Source organism: Steroidobacter agaridevorans, from assembly GCF_009932555.1.
In the GTDB taxonomy this organism is placed as follows: Bacteria; Pseudomonadota; Gammaproteobacteria; order Steroidobacterales; family Steroidobacteraceae; genus Steroidobacter; species Steroidobacter agaridevorans.
Map to the genome: position 1 here is coordinate 518,451 of NZ_BLJO01000001.1, position 16,307 is coordinate 534,757.

General features: G+C 62.0%; 14 protein-coding genes and 1 pseudogene. 8 read left to right on the forward strand and 7 right to left on the reverse strand.

Annotated elements, in window-relative coordinates; translation table 11 throughout:
* Positions 1-330 precede the first annotated feature (330 nt).
* Complete coding sequence (locus GYH35_RS35340; RefSeq protein WP_407700186.1) at positions 331-1,410, forward strand: serine hydrolase domain-containing protein; 1,080 nt, start codon at positions 331-333, stop codon at positions 1,408-1,410.
* Here GYH35_RS35340 and GYH35_RS02235 read toward each other — a convergent pair whose 3' ends face one another.
* From GYH35_RS02235 to GYH35_RS02250, 4 genes are all read right to left on the reverse strand, one after another.
* The gene (locus GYH35_RS02235) at positions 1,411-2,982 is read right to left on the reverse strand and encodes an alkaline phosphatase D family protein (RefSeq protein WP_161813790.1); all 1,572 of its coding nucleotides are present in this window, start codon (positions 2,980-2,982) and stop codon (positions 1,411-1,413) included.
* A 14-nt stretch (positions 2,983-2,996) separates the two neighbouring features.
* Positions 2,997-5,744, reverse strand: a complete 2,748-nt coding sequence (locus tag GYH35_RS02240) for a TonB-dependent receptor domain-containing protein (RefSeq protein WP_161827550.1) — start codon at positions 5,742-5,744, stop codon at positions 2,997-2,999.
* A 104-nt stretch (positions 5,745-5,848) separates the two neighbouring features.
* Positions 5,849-6,775 carry a FecR family protein gene (locus tag GYH35_RS02245; RefSeq protein WP_235936715.1) on the reverse strand — a complete coding sequence of 309 codons (927 nt, stop codon included), beginning with the start codon at positions 6,773-6,775 and terminating at the stop codon, positions 5,849-5,851.
* 5 nt (positions 6,776-6,780) lie between these two features.
* A complete protein-coding gene (locus GYH35_RS02250) occupies positions 6,781-7,263 on the reverse strand; it encodes a sigma-70 family RNA polymerase sigma factor (protein ID WP_161827551.1) in 483 nt (160 codons plus the stop codon).
* A 124-nt stretch (positions 7,264-7,387) separates the two neighbouring features.
* Between GYH35_RS02250 and GYH35_RS02255 the strand changes: the two genes are divergently transcribed.
* The 6 genes and pseudogenes from GYH35_RS02255 to GYH35_RS02280 all read left to right on the forward strand — a co-directional run bounded on the left by GYH35_RS02255 (position 7,388) and on the right by GYH35_RS02280 (position 12,030).
* Positions 7,388-8,191, forward strand: coding sequence for a glycosyltransferase family 2 protein (locus tag GYH35_RS02255; RefSeq protein WP_268894911.1), 804 nt, complete (start codon positions 7,388-7,390; stop codon positions 8,189-8,191).
* An 89-nt stretch (positions 8,192-8,280) separates the two neighbouring features.
* Complete coding sequence (locus tag GYH35_RS02260) at positions 8,281-9,183, forward strand: glycosyltransferase family 2 protein (protein WP_202624029.1); 903 nt, start codon at positions 8,281-8,283, stop codon at positions 9,181-9,183.
* A gap of 43 nt (positions 9,184-9,226) precedes the next feature.
* Positions 9,227-9,322, forward strand: a pseudogene (locus tag GYH35_RS35345) (HutD family protein); the annotation flags it as partial.
* An 81-nt stretch (positions 9,323-9,403) separates the two neighbouring features.
* Positions 9,404-10,513 (forward strand): sensor histidine kinase, encoded by a 1,110-nt coding sequence (locus tag GYH35_RS02270; RefSeq protein WP_161827555.1) that lies wholly within the window; start codon positions 9,404-9,406, stop codon positions 10,511-10,513.
* Positions 10,510-11,274, forward strand: a complete 765-nt coding sequence (locus tag GYH35_RS02275; RefSeq protein ID WP_161827556.1) for a LytR/AlgR family response regulator transcription factor — start codon at positions 10,510-10,512, stop codon at positions 11,272-11,274. The genes GYH35_RS02270 and GYH35_RS02275 overlap by 4 nt, the downstream gene beginning before the upstream one ends.
* Positions 11,275-11,409: 135 nt before the next feature.
* Complete coding sequence (locus GYH35_RS02280; protein ID WP_161827557.1) at positions 11,410-12,030, forward strand: cytochrome P460 family protein; 621 nt, start codon at positions 11,410-11,412, stop codon at positions 12,028-12,030.
* A gap of 12 nt (positions 12,031-12,042) precedes the next feature.
* On the opposite strand, the gene GYH35_RS02285 is transcribed toward GYH35_RS02280, so the two are convergent.
* A complete protein-coding gene (locus GYH35_RS02285) occupies positions 12,043-12,990 on the reverse strand; it encodes an NADP-dependent oxidoreductase (protein ID WP_202624030.1) in 948 nt (315 codons plus the stop codon).
* Between the two features lie 113 nt (positions 12,991-13,103).
* On the opposite strand from GYH35_RS02285, the gene GYH35_RS02290 reads away from it, so the two are divergent.
* Entirely contained in the window at positions 13,104-13,568 is a 465-nt protein-coding gene (locus GYH35_RS02290) for an ester cyclase (RefSeq protein WP_161813780.1), read from the forward strand.
* A gap of 15 nt (positions 13,569-13,583) precedes the next feature.
* Here the strand turns inward: GYH35_RS02290 and GYH35_RS02295 are convergent, their stop codons facing one another.
* Together GYH35_RS02295 and GYH35_RS02300 are read right to left on the reverse strand one after the other, a co-directional pair.
* Positions 13,584-15,140 (reverse strand): MFS transporter, encoded by a 1,557-nt coding sequence (locus GYH35_RS02295; protein WP_161813779.1) that lies wholly within the window; start codon positions 15,138-15,140, stop codon positions 13,584-13,586.
* 3 nt (positions 15,141-15,143) lie between these two features.
* A complete protein-coding gene (locus GYH35_RS02300; protein WP_161827558.1) occupies positions 15,144-16,301 on the reverse strand; it encodes an HlyD family secretion protein in 1,158 nt (385 codons plus the stop codon).
* Positions 16,302-16,307: the final 6 nt, after the last annotated feature.

A 16,307-nucleotide genomic window follows, 5' to 3' on the forward strand; every position in this document is an offset into this window, starting at 1 on the left:
GCCCCCGACAAACTCCGCTCCATCGATGGGTATGCAAGCGAGCTCGAGAGCAACGACGGCGCTGCGACGAGCCAGCCGCCCGACACCGCATCGCGCACTCCCGAGACACTGGAGAGCATGGCGCCGTGGCTGGGTGTCTATCGCGATCCCTGGTTCGGCGAAGTGTCGATTTGCAATCGTGACCAGCAGATCGTCTTTGCCTCGGCCAAGTCGCCGCAACTCTCCGGCAAGCTCATGCGGGTCGCCGGCGCCGGGCTGCTGGTCGATTGGGATCAGGACGACATCGACACCGAGGCATGGTTGAACTTCACATCCACCGCGCAGCTGTTCATGCGCAAGGTGGATCTCAATGCGGATTTCAGCTATGACTTCGAGGACCTGGAGTTCACGCGCGTCGGCAGCTGTCCGGAGATCAATGTGAAAACTCAAATCGACCAATTGATGAGCCGCTATGACGGCCCCGGGCCGGGCGCCTCGCTCTTGATCGTGCGCGATGGCAAGCCGTTCGTGCGCCGCTCCTATGGCTTCGCCAATCTCAACGACCGAACTCCGGCCGCGCCCGACACCAACTACCGCCTCGCCTCGGTCAGCAAGCAGTTCACTGCCGCAGCCATTCTGCTGCTCGCGGAAGACGGCAAGCTCAACCTCGACGACTCGCTGCGCAAATGGTTCCCGAGCCTGCCCGACGTGGCGACGGAGATGACGATTCGACAGGTGCTGTCCCACATGTCCGGGCTCATCGACTACGAAGATGTGATCCCGCCGGACATGACCCAGCAGCTGCACGATGCGGATGTGCTCGAGATCCTCGAAACCCAGAACCGCACCTATTTCCCGCCCGGCAAGGGCTATCGATACAGCAACAGCGGCTACGCACTGCTGGCGCTGCTCGTGGGCAAAGCATCGGGCAAGGACTTCGCGACCTTCCTCAAGAACCGCATCTTCATCCCACTCGGCATGACGAACACGGTTGCTCACGAGGAAGGCATCTCAACGGTGAAGAATCGAGCGTTCGGGTATAGCGAGGAGCAAGCCCGCTGGACGCAAACCGATCAAAGCCAGACCAGCGCGGTGCTGGGCGACGGCGGCATCTATTCATCGATCGACGACCTCGCGAAGTGGGACGCCGCGCTGTACGACGACCGGCTGCTGAGCGACAAGTCACGCGCGCTCGCCTTCACGCCAGTCACCGACACCGACGATCCAACCGTTCGCTACGGCATGGGCTGGCGCATCACCGACGAGCCGATCGGCGGCAGAACGCTGTGGCATTCGGGTGAGACCATAGGCTTCCGCAACGTGATCGTTCGTTATCCGGAACAGCGTCTGACCATCGTGCTCCTGACCAATCGCAACGACCCGGAGCCGTATCAAACGGCGCGAGCGATCGGCAATCTGCTTTTGAAATGATCAGGACCGGGTATCTCGATCGACGATACCTGCCCGACGCGGCTCGACCACGAAGCGCGTCACCGTGCTCGACGGAGTCTCGGTGGACGTGACCTGACTCAGTGAGACCAGCTCGGCCGTCCAGCGATCCTGGGTGACTTCGCAGATTCCATAGCCACGTCGATCCTCCAGCATGCGCAGCGATGGATTCCGCTGCAGGATGCGCTCATTGCCGGGCAGCACCCCCAGACCGTCGCCACCCGAGGTCGCGGAAGTAACTAGAAATTCGGCGGCCACGGGCGCGCCCTCCGGCGTGCGGAGCACGTCCCCCGCGAAATGTTGATGAGCATCGCCGCTCAGCACGATCGTGTTGTTGAGCTTCCGCTCCTGCAGATGTTTGAGCAGACGATCTCGAGCCGCCGGATAGCCGCCCCAGGTATCCATGCTCGCCAGGGGCGCACGCGCGTCCGGTGCGCGCGACAGATCGAGATCCATCATCAGCATCTGTTGAGCAATCACATTCCAGCGCGTGCCCGAGCGAGCCAGGCGTTCGAACAACCATCGTTCCTGATCTGCACCGAGCATGGTGCGCCCGGGTTTGAGCGCCTCAGGGCACAGCACCCGATCGCCGTCGCCGCACGCTTGATCCGAGCGATACTGGCGAGTGTCGAGAAAGTTCGCGGACAGCAGGTCGCCCCACGTCGCGCCCCGATATATACGAGCTCCATCTCGCCCTGGGAAGCTGGCCTTCCGCACCGGCATATGCTCGTACCACGCCTGGAACGCTGCAGCCCGGCGCAACGCGAAGATTTCGGGCGACGTGCCCTTCTCATCGCGATCGCCTGCCCAATTGTTCGCGACTTCGTGATCGTCGAAAGTCACAAACCAGGGCGTCGCGGCATGCGCCCGCTGCAAGTCCGGATCGGTTCGATACTGGGCGTAACGCAGTCTGTAGTCGTCGAGGCCGTAGGTCTCGCCCCCCAAATGTCGGCGAACCGGAGAGAACTGCACCTCACGCAATATTCTGAGCGGCGGCGCCGGCGGGTACTCGTAGATGTAGTCGCCGTAGTGAAACAAGAAGTCGAGATCGGCGTCCGCGAGCGCGCGGAAAGCATGAAAGTAGCCTTCCTCATAGTGATGGCATCCAGCCACGCCGAATCGGAGCGATTTGACGGGCGCACCGGCCAGCGGCGCCGTGCGAGTGCGTCCGACAAAGCTGCGCTCGCCAAACGCCGAAAAGCGATACCAGTAAGGCCGGTCCGCCGTGAGCCCCGCCACCTCGACGTGCACGCTGTGAGCCAGCTCTGGATGAGCGATGGCGGTTCCGCGAGCCACGATGCCGCGCAATCTCTCATCGCTCCCCACCTCCCATGCAACCTCGACAGCACGCCTGGGCATCCCGCCGTGCGGCTCCAAAGGAAACGGCGCAAGCCGCGTCCATAACACGAAGCCATCGGGCGAAGGATCGCCCGATGCCACGCCAAGCTGAAAGGGAGTGACATCGAATCCTTGCGCATTGAGCCGCAAAGGCGACAACAAAGTCGCTCCGGCGACTCCCAATCCTGCAACGAGCTCGCGACGAGTCATGCGCATGCGACGTTCCTTCGTCAGAAGTTCCAGGTCGCAACCACACGCACCGTCCGGCCGAAGATGGGACGGCCGAAGATCACCTCGTCCGTGCCCTGCCCCGTCAAACCGTCGACGCGGGGATTGCCTTCGGTGACACCGACCTCGTTCGTGAGATTGGTGACTACTGCCTGCAGCTGCGCAGATCCAATCTGCGCCGTCGCGCCGAGATCGACCGTCGTGTAAGCGGGTAGCTCGGTGGAATTGAGCGCGTCGACGTAACGTCGGCCGGCGTACGAAACGTTTGCATAAATCGTCGCCGGCACCGGACCGACATCGAAGAACACTGTCGGTGTCACGCGCGCAATCCATTCCGGCACGCGACCCGGCAGCTTGCCGTTGAAGTCATCGCCCAGATTGCCGTACACCTGCTCCTGCAGATCGCGCTGCCGCGGCCGCTGATACGTCAGATTGCCAGCCAGCTCGAACGCACGACTGGGCCGGTATGACGCTTCGGTCTCGATGCCATAGACCTTCAACTTGCCCCAGTACGTCGCGCTCTCGTTGATGCCGGTCACGGGATTCACGGTCGGACCCGGCACGCTCAGTTGATCGAAGTCGCTATAGAACGCGGTTGCGAACAACGAGAACGGACGCGTGTTGTATTTCAGGCCGATCTCGGCCCCGGTGATCTTGTCGTCCGGCGCGTTGTTGTTGGTCACCGCCGCCCACACATTGCGGCTGCGGAAAGCCTTGGTGAAGCGGCCGAACATGGCGTACTGCGGATTGAACTCATAGTTCGCCCCGAGCGTCCAGGCCATGTTGTCGTCCTTCTGATGATAGGTCGCGGTGCGCCCACTGTTGCCCGCCTGATTGTTATCCGCAATCGTCGTCGAATCGCCGAAGTTGCGATTCTCGGTCAGCCAGCGCACGCCGGTCTGGTCGTACCATTCATTGCGGACACCTGCGTCGAGCGTGAGCGCGTCCGTGACGCTCCACGAATCGGCGAGATAGACGGCATAGCGCTCGGAATCCGCCGTTCCGCCGATGTAGTACGACCCGTAACGCAGGAAGCCGTCGTCGGTGACCGAGCCCAAGGTGTTGCCCGCGGCATCGACGGCGACCAGATCGAGGCGGCGCGCCTGACCGCCCACTTCGTTCAATGAATCCTGCAACAGGCGCTGATGTTCGAAGTCGGCCGTCGAATAGCTCAGGCCCGCGGTCAGCTTGTGAGCGCCGATGTCTTTGGTGATCTGGAACTCATCGATCAGCGTCGAGCCGTCGATGGGAGCGTAACGATACGATTGCTCGATCACGAGGCCGCGCGACACCGCCGGATCCCATGCCACGCGATTGCCGTTCGGATCGCGGTCTCCGGCAAGAACGTAGCGCAGACCGGCAACGTTCGCGCCGAACGCGGTCCGCGCCGCCGCGAGCTTGCCCTGCGAGTAGGTCTGATAGTCGAACGCCTGCGTCGTAGAGAACAACGCGTCCAGATCGACCGAGGCATCCAGATAGCGAATCTTGTTGGAAACATTCCAGCCATCGCCGACTTCCATATTGAAGTCGATGCCGGTCATGAACGCCTCGGCATGACGGCCGTCGGCGATATCGCGATCGATGGTTTGCACCTGGTTGCCGGTGAAAGTCCTGACCGTGTAGTACCGATTGGCGTTCGACATCATCGTGCCCTCCAGCGGATCGATGAGGCCTGCGAGCGAGCTGCCGTCGCGCGGATCCTTCAACGGAATGGGCAGATAGAACACGTTCGTCTCGTCGATGTACTTTGCGTATGCGGTCACTTCGCCGCGCTCGAAGCGCTTTGTCAGGTTGAAGCGGAACTGGCCGCCCTCGTCGCTCGGAAAGCCGGCGTCGCGATAACCGTCGTGGCTGCGGAGGAAGCCGCCAGCGGCGTAGTACCAGTCATTCCCCAATGGACCCGAGGCATATGCATCCAGTCGCTGCATGCCGCTGTCCTGCCAGGTGATGCGAGTCGCGCCTTGCGCCGTGTCGCCGCCCTTGCGAGTGATCGTATTGATGACGCCGGCCGGTGCGTTGCTGGTAAAGATAGGCGCCGCGCCGGAGCGCACGGCCTCGACACGCTCGGTCATGATGTCGCTGCGCGCGAACGAGTCGCCGTTCAGATAGATTTCATTCGGATCCTGAAAGAACAACATGCCGTCTTCCACGATCGCCAGAAAGCGCGTGCCGCTGGAGCCAGGCAGACCGCGCGGGCTGATGTTGTTGTTCGACTCGCCGCCCGACGCCTCGACATAGAAACCGGGCAGCTTGCCGATGAGATCGGCCGTGCTCTGCGGCGCCAACAGCTGAATCTGGTCTTCGTTCACCGTGGACACGGCATACGATGTTTCGAATTTCGACACGCCTTCGGCCGTGCCAGTGACGACGACTTCGTCGATGTAAAGGCCTTCGCCGCCCGCGCCTTCCACACTTTGCATGGCCGACGAGCCGCGGCGGATGATCAACGCGCCAGACTCATCTTGAGTAATGCTCAACGACGTGCTCGCGAGCAGACGCTCCGCTGCCTGCCGCGGCGTCATGTTGCCATTGAGCGCTGGCGCCTGCAGACCCGCGACGTCATCAGGCTGAAACAAAATGTCGATATTGGTCTGCTTCGCAAGCTGCTCGAGCGCGTTGCCGAGCGGCTGCGCGGCGGTCACGATGGACACGGCATGCGCCGGCCCGTTGGTTTGTGCCTGGGCTGCGCCGGAGAGCATCAAGATGGCGGCACTGAGAACGAGGTTACGACGCAAAGTCGAGGCGGACATAAGGCTTGGATCTCCCGATCGCTGATTCGGCCTGCTGGCCGCGCGTTATTGACGAACGACGGGAGCGCGCCCTCACCCCTGCGAGCAAATATTTTTTGTGTCGCTCAGATCGCGCTGATGCGAATGACGCGATCGGTCTCTTCAATCTTGATGGGCAATAACAAAGCCAATGAGCGCGCGAATGCGCGATTGTCGCCGACGCGATACACGCCACTAATGCGCAGCGCCGCTGCGCGCTCGTCCGCCAACACCAGCTCCCGTTCGGTGTAGCGATTCATCTCCTTTACGACGCGGGCGAGCGCTTCGCCGCGGAACGCCGCCTGTCCCGACTGCCACGCCAACAGATCATTTACATTGGGACGATCCTGCTCCAGGTGAAATTCCGCATCGATCCGAACACGCTCACCGTTGCCAAAGCGCGCAAGCGGCTTTCCTGACTCGGCGTCTTCCGAAAGCGTAGCGATCCCATTGATGGCGAGCACCGAGAGCTGTTGCTCTTCCAGGCGCAGATCGAAGCGACCCCGCTGAACAGTAATGTCATGCGCACCGACTTTGACACTGAACGGGCGCGGATCGGAGGAGACGTCGAAGAACGCTTGCCCACGACGCAGCTCGATCTCCCGGCGCTCCTCATCAAACCGCACCTTCACGCTGGTATCGGTATTCAGCACCAGTCGCGAGCCTTCTTCGAGCGTCAGCCGGCGCTGTTCGCCCAGCGCAGTGGTATAGACGCCTGCCGTCGCGAGCGACCACTGCAGGCCGAGACCGCCGACAGTGCATGCCGCCAGCGATCCGGTCAGCAACCGCCGACGCGTGAGCAGCCGAGGTTTCAGTTCGGTGCGAGCAACGTCACGCAGCGCGTCCATGTCATCCCAGATGGTCGAGACATGTTCGAAACGCTGCGCATTGATGGGATCGGCCGCCAGCCACTCGCGAAAGCGGGCTTCGTCTTCTCGCGTGCGATCATGGGCGCGCAGACGCGCCAGCCAGGCGGCGGCTTCGGCATAGTCCGGCGCCAGCGCTGCAGGCATGCGATTCAATAGCCTTCCGTCCACTGGGCGAGAAACTGCATCGCGCGGGCGACGTGCTTCTCTACTGCGCTCACACTGATCGCAAGCCGTTCGGCGATCTCGGCGTACTTCAAACCCTCGAAGCGATGCATGAGGAAGATCTCACGCGTGCGTGGCGAGAGCTCTTTCAATCCTTCGCGGACGCGAGCCAGGCGCTGCTGCGCTTCGAGCGCTTCATCGGGCAGAGGTCGGGGATCGCGAAGGAAGTAGGTCGCGGGATCGAACGGGATCGGCGCCGCGGGGTGCTGCGCCCGACGATGTTCATCCCACGCTTGATTGACGGCCGCCTTCACCAGGAACGCTTCTGGATTGGCAATGTCGCAACCGCCGCGCTCCAAAGTGCGAACGACGGCGACATGCGCGAGATCCTCTGCCTCTCGATGACGCGTGACGCGCGCGATGTGGCGTATCACTCGTCGCCAATCGATGTCGGACCCGAACAGTTCCACTACCTGCCTCCGCCGGAGGCGGGCACCATAGCGGCGGCATGCGACAATTTTGTGACAGCTTCACGGAGCTGTCATGCGCACGACTTAGTTTGCGCGCCTGTCACGTCATGTTTCAGGCTGTCGCTTGCTGCCCATCACACTCATTGTCATTGCCAGGAACGAAGCCCGCATGATCGGACGCTGCCTCGACAGCGTGCCGTTCGCAGCCGACAAGGTCGTCGTCGATTCCGGCAGCACCGATGGCACGCCCGCAATCGCGGCGGCCCACGGCGCCAGAGTCGTGCACCAGGATTGGCTGGGCTTCGGTCCGCAACGAAATTTCGCCAGCGGCGTAGCGAAACATGACTGGATCCTGGTGCTCGACGGCGATGAGCAGCTCTCACCTGCCCTGGCCGCCGAGCTCGAACAGCGATTGCCGTCGATCATGGAATCTTCGCTCGCCGGCGCGCACTTTCGACGAGCGACCCGATTCATGGGCAAAGCCATGCGCTGGTATCGGCCGATGAGCCGCGAACGCATCGCTCGCTTATATCATCGTGAACGCGCGCGCTGGACCGATGCGAGGGTTCATGAATCGCTGCGATTCAATGGACCTGTCACCTCCTTCCGCGAGCGATTGCTTCACGATCACAACCCGACGCTGGTTCATCGTCACATCAAGATGCTCCGCTACACGGAACTGCGCGCCCAGGACTGGCGCGATCGCGGCCGCAAAGTGCGCATGTGGCTCTGCCCGTTCATCTTCGTGACTACGTTTCTGAAAGATTACTTGTTGCGCCTGGCGGTTCTGGATGGCTGGCGAGGTTACATCGTGGCGCAAACCGCCGCGTCCTATGCCGTTTACAAGCGGCTGCGCTATTACGAGCTCGATGTCGATCCCAGCTCTCTGACGCTGGCCTCCGATTTGCTCAGGAAAACGGAACCTTAACCAAACATCCATCCAGCTTTCTCGCAACCTTCCTTGGGCCGTCACGTCGCATCGGCACGCTCAGCTCCACAATGCGAGGGAGCCCGACCGTGCGAATTGCAGTCATTCTCAGCACCTACAACGCGCCGGACAGACTGGCCCCGACTCTCACCGGCTACGCAGCCCAACGCGGCGCCCAGTTCGAGATCATCGTTGCCGATGACGGCTCGACGGATGAAACGCGCGACGTCATCGAACAGGCGGCGCACGCCTATGGAATCGCCGTGCGGCGCGTGTGGCAGCCGGACGTTGGCTTTCGTAAATGCCGCATCCTGAATCAAGCGGTGCTCGCAACCGACGCCGATTATCTGATTTTCTCGGACGGCGACTGCATCCCTCGCGCCGACTTCGTCGCAACTCATGCAGGAAATGCGCGACCCGGCCGCTTCCTGTCCGGCGGCTATTTCAAACTGACCGACGAAGCCAGCAAGAAACTCACGCCCGAGGTCATTTTCAACGGCCACGCGACCAGCCCGGAGTGGCTGCTCGCAAACGGCACTCCTCGCTCCGCCAAGCTCGGCAAGCTCCGGGCCCGTGGCTGGCATGCGAAACTCATGAATGCCATGACACCGACTCGCCCGAGCTGGAACGGTCACAACTCGTCGTGCTGGCGCACGGATTTGCTGAGGGTCAACGGCCACGACGAGCGCATGGCCTACTGGGCACAGGATCGTGAATTCGGCGAACGCCTCACCAACGCAGGCATCACCGGCTTGCAGATCCGCTACTCGGCGATCTGCGTGCACATCAATCACGATCGGCCCTACAAGACCGAGCGCAGCCGCGAGCTCAACAAGCAGATTCGCGCCGAAACGAAGGCGAACCGTGCAACCTGGACGGAGCACGGCATCCTCAACACGCCGCAACGGCCCGGTAATTTCGTGGCCAAGATCGCGGATGACGTCGTCGTCGAGACGTTTGGCGAGTCGCACTATCGCCGAAGCGCGGCCTGAACATTCCGTCGATACGCCCGCTGCGCATGGCTATCGTTCGACCATGCGACCTCTTCGCGCCGCTGGCCATCGACGCCTGCCCTGGAAGAACGGCGGCGGCGAAACTCGCGAAATCCTGGTCTCCCCGCCCGGCGCGGCCGGAACCGCAGTCCTCGTCGTGATCGAGCTTTTCGAGCAGCCCGCGACCCGACGCCATCGTACGTAGTGCTAGAGTGGGCCAATGGAACCCACCCTCGGCCTGCCGAAATTCCTGCCGCGCTGGCTGTGCTTTGGGGTGTTCTGGATTCTGCTGAGTGTGCTGTTCGCTTCCCAGGCGTATTGGTCTGGATATGCGCCCTGGCCAGAGGCACTGTGGCTGGAGGCGGCTCATTGGTTATCGTGGGGCATCGTCTCCCCGCTGGTCTTCTGGCTGTGCCGACGACTGTATCGCGGCGAGCGGACCTGGACGCGCTACGCAGCCGGCCTGCTGCTTGGAGCGATCGTCATTTCCTTGCTGCAACCCGCGCTCACCCAGCTCTTCATTTTCTTGAGTGACGGGGTGCGATGGTTGCTATCGGTCGCCGACGCTCCTCCGCGATCGTTCCTACCTACTCTGCACGTTGCCGCGGTCAAGGTCGCCGGATACAACCTCCCCATCTATGCCGGCTTGATTCTCGCCTGGCATGCAATGACGTATTACACCCAACTGCGTGACAGGCAAGTCAAAGCCATGGAGTTGGAATCGCTGCTGCATCAGGCTCAGCTGCAAACGTTGCGCAGTCAGTTGAACCCGCACTTTCTGTTCAATACGCTGCATTCGATCGCCGAGCTGGTGCACCGGAATCCGACGCTGGCCGAGCAATTGATCCTGCGTCTGGGCGAGCTGTTGCGGCAGGTGTTGCGCTCATCGACCGAGCAGGAAGTTGCGCTCGCGGAGGAGCTGGACTTCGTCAAGGGCTACGTGGAAATAGAGCAAATGCGCTTGGGCGAGCGTTTGCAGGTGACGTGGGAGATTGCGCCCGAGGCGCTTGCCGTCAAAGTGCCCAGCCTGATCCTGCAACCTTTGATCGAAAATGCCATCCTCCATGGCGTCGCGGCCACGGCCCGAGCCGGCGTCCTCGAGATCCGCGCCGCCTGCGCCGATGGCTATCTGCATCTGCAGGTGCGCGATACCGGCCCCGGCCTGCCGCAAGCGGGCAAAGCTCAGGTCGGCATCGGCTTGTCGAATACTCAGACTCGTCTGCGTCGACTCTATGGATCCGGGCAGCGATTCGAGCTGTTGAATGACAACGGACTGGTCGTGAATATCCAAATCCCTTTGGCAGCGCCCGCATTGGAGGCCGCCACATGAGTATCCGCACGCTCATCGTGGACGATGAGCCGCTCGCCCGTCAGCGGCTGAAACGGTTTTTGGAGCCGGCCTCCGACATCGAGTTGCTGACGGAGTGCGAGGACGGCCAGGCCGCCGTTGCCGCGATTCAAGAATACAAACCGGATTTGGTGTTTCTGGATGTGCAGATGCCACACTTGAATGGCTTCGAAGTGCTGAGCGCTGTCGGCGCGGAGCGGATGCCGGTCGTGATCTTCGTAACCGCATTCGATGCATTCGCGCTGCAGGCATTCGAGGCCCAGGCGCTGGACTATTTGCTGAAACCTTTCGGGCAGGACCGCGTGCAACAGGCCCTCGAGCGCGCGCGCACATTTCTCGAAGGGAATGCGAAGAAATCGTTTCAAGATCATCTGGCGGGGCTGCTGCGCACGACCGAAGCGAGCCGCCACGCTGCGCGCGTGCTCGTCAAGAACGGCGACCGTATGCTCGTCGTGGGGCCTGCAGAAATCGATTGGGTCGAAGCCTACGGCGACTACGTGCGCCTGCACGTCGGCCGGCAAGCCCATCTGCTGCGCTCGACGCTCACCGACATGGAGCAGCGGCTGAAACCCGAGGGGTTTGCGAGAATTCATCGATCGCGGCTGGTCAACCTGGAGCGCATCAAGGAATTCATCACGGTCTCACCGACGGAGTTGCTGGTGGTGCTCAAGGACGATGTCCGGCTGAACGCCAGCCCGACCTTCTTGAAGGATCTGCAGCGCCGCTTGGGCGCGGCGCCTTGACGTGAGTGGCGCGGAGATTTCCTGAAGTCGGCTCACTCCCAGCAGGCGTCGTCGCACGAAATCGGGCCCTCATCGCTCCCCTACCCGGATTCGTCGCAGATCGATTTCACGGGTGGCCAAGGAATGGCGTAATCCGTGGCGGTGAACTTCTGGAGAGCTCGCATGGAACGGCAAGGATTGGCTCGCAGATCGACAAGCGACTGGCGTGTTGCGGCTTGCAGAGCGATATGTATCGTCGGGACCGTGCTTCTCGGGCAGTCCGCATCCAGCGAAGGGACTCCCGCAGCTGCAGCTCCAACCACCGACCGCGTCGGTTTCCCCAAAGACTATCGGACCCGCTTCAAAGTGCTCGGCGTCATCGTCAAAGAGCAGGCGCTGAGGGTGAGCACCGTTTATGGCAACGAGCAAGCCGCCACAGTGACCAGCCGCGACCACCTGCCTTTTCCGGAAGGTTCGATCATCCTCGTGGAGTTCAGTGACGCGCTCAGAGATGCAAACAATCAGGTGGTACGCGATGCAAACGGCGCGCTGCAACGAGGTGAAGTGGACCATATTGATGTCATGAAACGAGGCAAGGGCTTCGGGGAAACTTACGGCGAAAACCGCTCGGGCGAGTGGGAATTTACGGGCTATCGCCTGGACGGCAGCTACACGACTCCGCCTGAAAAATCGGCCCAATGCGCCGCGTGTCATCGCACAGCGGGACCCGAGAACGACTTTGTATTTCGCATGAGAGCCGCGCCGGCTCGCATGTAAGGCGCCGATAGCTCATAAGCATTCAAGCACGATCTTGCCCGCGACTCGTTTCTGCCAGATCAGATCGTGCGCGCTTGCGACATCGCGAAGAGCAAACACGCGCTGAACTTGAACCTGCAATGCGCCGGACTCGACCAGCGCCTTCAACGACTCCAGACCGTGCCAATCGGGTTCGACCAAATAGGCCGACGCGCGCACGCCGAGGACAGCCGCCTCGTCGTACAGGGAGGGCGCCCACGCGGCTTGCGCGCTGACGAGCAGCCCGCCTTTGCGCAGCGTTCTGAGCATTGTCAGGCAGGTCTCCCCTCCGACCAGCTCGATGACCACATCGATGTCGGAGACTGTCTCGTGAACGGCCGTCACGCTGTAATCGATCACCTCGTCGGCTCCCAGCGACCGGCAGAAAGAATGTTTATCTGCGCGAGCCGTCGCGATCACATGCGTGCCAAGGTGCTTCGCAATTTGAATCGCCAAGTGACCGACACCGCCGGCGCCGGCATTGATGAGCACGCGCATGCCCGGTTGCACCTTCGCGATCTCCACCAGCATATGCCATGCAGTCAGACCCGCGAGCGGCAACGCCGCCGCATGGATGAAATCGACATTGAGCGGCTTCAGAGCGAGATGGCGTGAGGGAGCGACGATGTATTGCGCATAAGCATTCGCGGCACGAGGGAACCACGGCATCCCGAATACTTCATCTCCCACCTTGAAACGGGTGACGCCATATCCGACGGCCTCGACGACACCCGCCACATCCCATCCCGGAATGTGAGGCAAGCTGAGCGCGCGCATATAGGCCTTGCCCTCTCGCGTGTACACATCCACCGGATTCACGCTTGCGGCATGGACTCGCACGAGTACTTCGGTAGGCAACGGCGTCGGCCGCTCCACCTCCGTGAACTGCAGCTGCTCCGCTCCGCCCCAGCCTTGCTGCTGAACTGCCCACATCTTGCTCATGGCTCGACTCCCGGTCCGAATTGACACGCTACAGATCTGTATCTAGTATCGCTACAGATCTGTATCGTGTCGAGAGCGCGCATCGCGTATCGTTCACGCAAGGAGTGATGATCATGGTCATCGCCGAGTCGCATCCGTCTGCCGCCCGCTTCGACTTCGATCAGGCCAAGGCGCTGGTGGCAAAGCTGGCTGAAGTAAAGAGCCGCCGCGATATCGAAAGCGCATTGTCGATCTACCACGAGGACGCGACGTTGCTGTGTCCTCCATTCGGCTCGAGCTCCCGGGGTCGCGAGCAATTGCGCCGCGGACTCGAAGCGTTTTATGCATTGGTCCCCGACTATGGCGTGACGCTCACAGACTATGCGGCGTCAGACGAAACGTTGTGCGCCTGGGGCACGATCAGCTTCACTCCGACCAAGACGTTTCGCGGCGATCCGCTCAATGGCAGGCGCGTCGCGACGCCCGTGTTCATCCTGTTCCGATTTCGAGACAACCGGATCGTTTGGGAAAGCTTTCACTTCGATCTAGGCGATGTAGCGCGGCAATCCGGCGTGTCCTCAGCCGCGTTCGATCGCTGACATGGACAGGGCCGCTCATTCTCCATGGAGCAGGCACAGCTCCGTCGTTACTCTCACGATGACCACGATGGGCACCGCGAAGACGAACAACATCGCCAGCGCCTGAAAGCATCCATTGAACGCGAGGGCCGACGTCTCACGTTGAAACTCCGCGGTCAAAAGCGCCATCGCCTGAGTCGACGCCTGTGCCAGAGTCGCGCCTTGCGCGATCAGCACGCCCTTGGCCTGCGCCAGGGCTTGCGTGAATTCCGGGTTTGCCGGCGTCCACGCGGCCGCCAGCGCCTCGTGGCCGCGAGACATCAGATGTTCATGCAGCGTCTGCATCCACGAGATGCCCAGCAGTCCGCCGAAATGTCGTCCGAAGTTGAAGAAGCCCGCAGCGGCAGTTGCGTGCTCGGCGGGCACGGATCCGAGCGAGATCATCGTTAATGTCAGGAACAAGCACCCCAAGCCGAAGCCGCGCAGGCAGATCGACGCGAACAAATCATCGGCCGCCATTCCGGAGGTGATACCGCCGAGACTCCACATTCCCAGTGCGAACAGAACAACGCCAGTCGCTAGAAACAGCGGCGGCGGAATCCTGGGCTGCCGCAGGCAGAAACCCACAGCCCCCAGGGCCAGGACAGCGAACGGAGCAGACCACTGCTGAACCAGCCCGGACTGCGGCGCGGTATAACCCAACAGACCGTTCGCCAACATTGTGATCATCGTCCCGCTGCCCAGCAGCGCCACCCCTGCCAGCAGACTGACGCAAACGCCGAAGGTGAAATCGGCAAGCCGGAAGGGACGATATTCCAGCAAGCGATCGTCGCGGTGTATCTCCAGCCAGCCGAAAATCCCGAGACCCGCCCCTGCGCAAACCAGGGTCAACACGATGATCGATGACTCGCTCCAGGCGTGACGCACGCCTTCCAACAGCACGTAAACGACGCCTGCGAGCGAACCCGCCAACAGCAGCGCTCGGCCCGCAGGTAACTCGTTTCTTATTACGTGCTCATCGAGATGATCTCGAACTGCGTGCAGCGCCAACCAAGCGATGCCGCCGAGCGACGCGCATACGAAGGAAACGTACGACCAGTGCATCGCGTACGCAGTTGCGCCCAGCACGAATGGCACGATCATCACAGGGAACACCAGCACGGCAAAGGCGAGAAACGCCTGAATAATCGGCTGCGCACCACGACCGCACCGCTTGAGCAGCACCCCCTGTCCCACCGCGAGCACGATTCCACCGGCTGCGCCTTGCAGGAGCTGGACGCTCACAAGGAAGGGCGTCGACTCGGCGAAACCGCTCAGCGCGGTTACGATGACGAGCAAGGCCGCAGCGCCGAGCAAGAGGTGACGTTCGCCAAACACATCGCTCGAGCGCTGACTCAACAGGAACGCTGTGAGTTTCGCTGAGAAGTACGCAATGGCCGCCCAGGCGATTTCATCCGGTCCGCCTGCCACGCTGCCCATCAGATACGGCCGAATGACCGAGCCGAGCGCACCGTTGACGCCGTCGAGCAGCGCGAGCGTGCAGATCGCGGCAGTGAGCCCGGCCGCCGCGCGACGATTGACGAGCGAGCTCATTGTTCAAATTCGCGTGCGGGGCGCGATATTCCCCTGGACGATGTTTTCGATCACGCGCTCCGCGCCTTGCAGGCTGTCATCGTAGACCGGTGTTTCGTACACCGGGCGTGCACGAACATCCGCAGCGAGCAACGGCCCGCTGCCATCGCTGGTTTCGATACGAACCTGCATCGAGAGCCCAAGCCGCAGCGGATGCGCGGCGAACTGAGCTGTGTCGAGCTCGATGCGCACCGGCACTCGCTGCACGATCTTGACCCAGTTACCTGTCGCGTTCTGCGGCGGCAGCAACGCAAATGCACTGCCGGTGCCTGCGGCCAGTCCCACGACTCGTCCGGTGTACACGACCTCGTCCCCGTAGAAATCCGCCGTGAGCGTCGCCGGTTGGCCGATACGCACATCGACCAGCTGCCCTTCCTTGAGGTTCGCTTCGACCCACACCTGCGCGAGCGGCACGATCGTCAGCATCGAGGTGGCCAGATCGACGCGCTGCCCGAGTTGCACCGAACGACGCGCCACATAGCCATCGATCGGCGCGATGACCCGGGTCCGCTCCAAATTGACGTACGCGTCGCGAAATTGCGCCTTGGCTCGCAACACGCGGGGATGTGTGGCTTCGGTGGTGTTTTCAATGAGCGCGCGACTGGCCGCCCATCGCTGCACGGCGGACTCGACCGCGGCCTGCGCGGCTTCGACTCCCGAGTGAGCATGCGCCAACTCCTCTTGCGAGATCGATCCACTCTTGGTTTCCAAACGGCGCTGCAGATCGAGTTGCCGCTGCAGCAACTCGACGCGGCGTAGCTTCACCTCGGCAGCGAGCGCGGACACACCGTCGAACAGTTGCTGCACTTCACGCACCGTGCCGGCGAGATTCGCTTCGGCTGCTTGCAACGCCAGTGTCGCATCGGTCGCATCTATCTCGATGACCACTTGACCGCGCTGGACACGATCTGTGTTGTCGGCATGAATCGCAACAACGGTACCCGCAACACGCGAAGTGAGCTGGACCTGGTTGCCATGCACGTAAGCATTGTCAGTAAATACTTCTTTGGCCCCGCGAGCGATGAAGAACGCCGCTGCGGCCGCGACCATCACGGCGGCGGCGCCCACCAGCACGATCCGTCGCCTGCCCACCGTAGAATCTGAAAGCGGAGAATCGCTCATGGAAAC

Bases quoted from the DNA above. Each gene is read 5' to 3' on its own strand.
- GYH35_RS02290 (WP_161813780.1), top strand. From the start codon at position 13,104: ATGGTCATCGCCGAGTCGCATCCGTCTGCCGCCCGCTTCGACTTCGAT.
- GYH35_RS02270 (WP_161827555.1), top strand. From the start codon at position 9,404: ATGGAACCCACCCTCGGCCTGCCGAAATTCCTGCCGCGCTGGCTGTGC.
- GYH35_RS02300 (WP_161827558.1), bottom strand. From the start codon at position 16,301: ATGAGCGATTCTCCGCTTTCAGATTCTACGGTGGGCAGGCGACGGATC.
- GYH35_RS02285 (WP_202624030.1), bottom strand. From the start codon at position 12,990: ATGAGCAAGATGTGGGCAGTTCAGCAGCAAGGCTGGGGCGGAGCGGAG.
- GYH35_RS02295 (WP_161813779.1), bottom strand. From the start codon at position 15,140: ATGAGCTCGCTCGTCAATCGTCGCGCGGCGGCCGGGCTCACTGCCGCG.
- GYH35_RS35340 (WP_407700186.1), top strand. From the start codon at position 331: ATGCGCAAGGTGGATCTCAATGCGGATTTCAGCTATGACTTCGAGGAC.
- GYH35_RS02275 (WP_161827556.1), top strand. From the start codon at position 10,510: ATGAGTATCCGCACGCTCATCGTGGACGATGAGCCGCTCGCCCGTCAG.
- GYH35_RS02240 (WP_161827550.1), bottom strand. From the start codon at position 5,744: ATGTCCGCCTCGACTTTGCGTCGTAACCTCGTTCTCAGTGCCGCCATC.
- GYH35_RS02235 (WP_161813790.1), bottom strand. From the start codon at position 2,982: ATGCGCATGACTCGTCGCGAGCTCGTTGCAGGATTGGGAGTCGCCGGA.
- GYH35_RS02245 (WP_235936715.1), bottom strand. From the start codon at position 6,775: ATGCCTGCAGCGCTGGCGCCGGACTATGCCGAAGCCGCCGCCTGGCTG.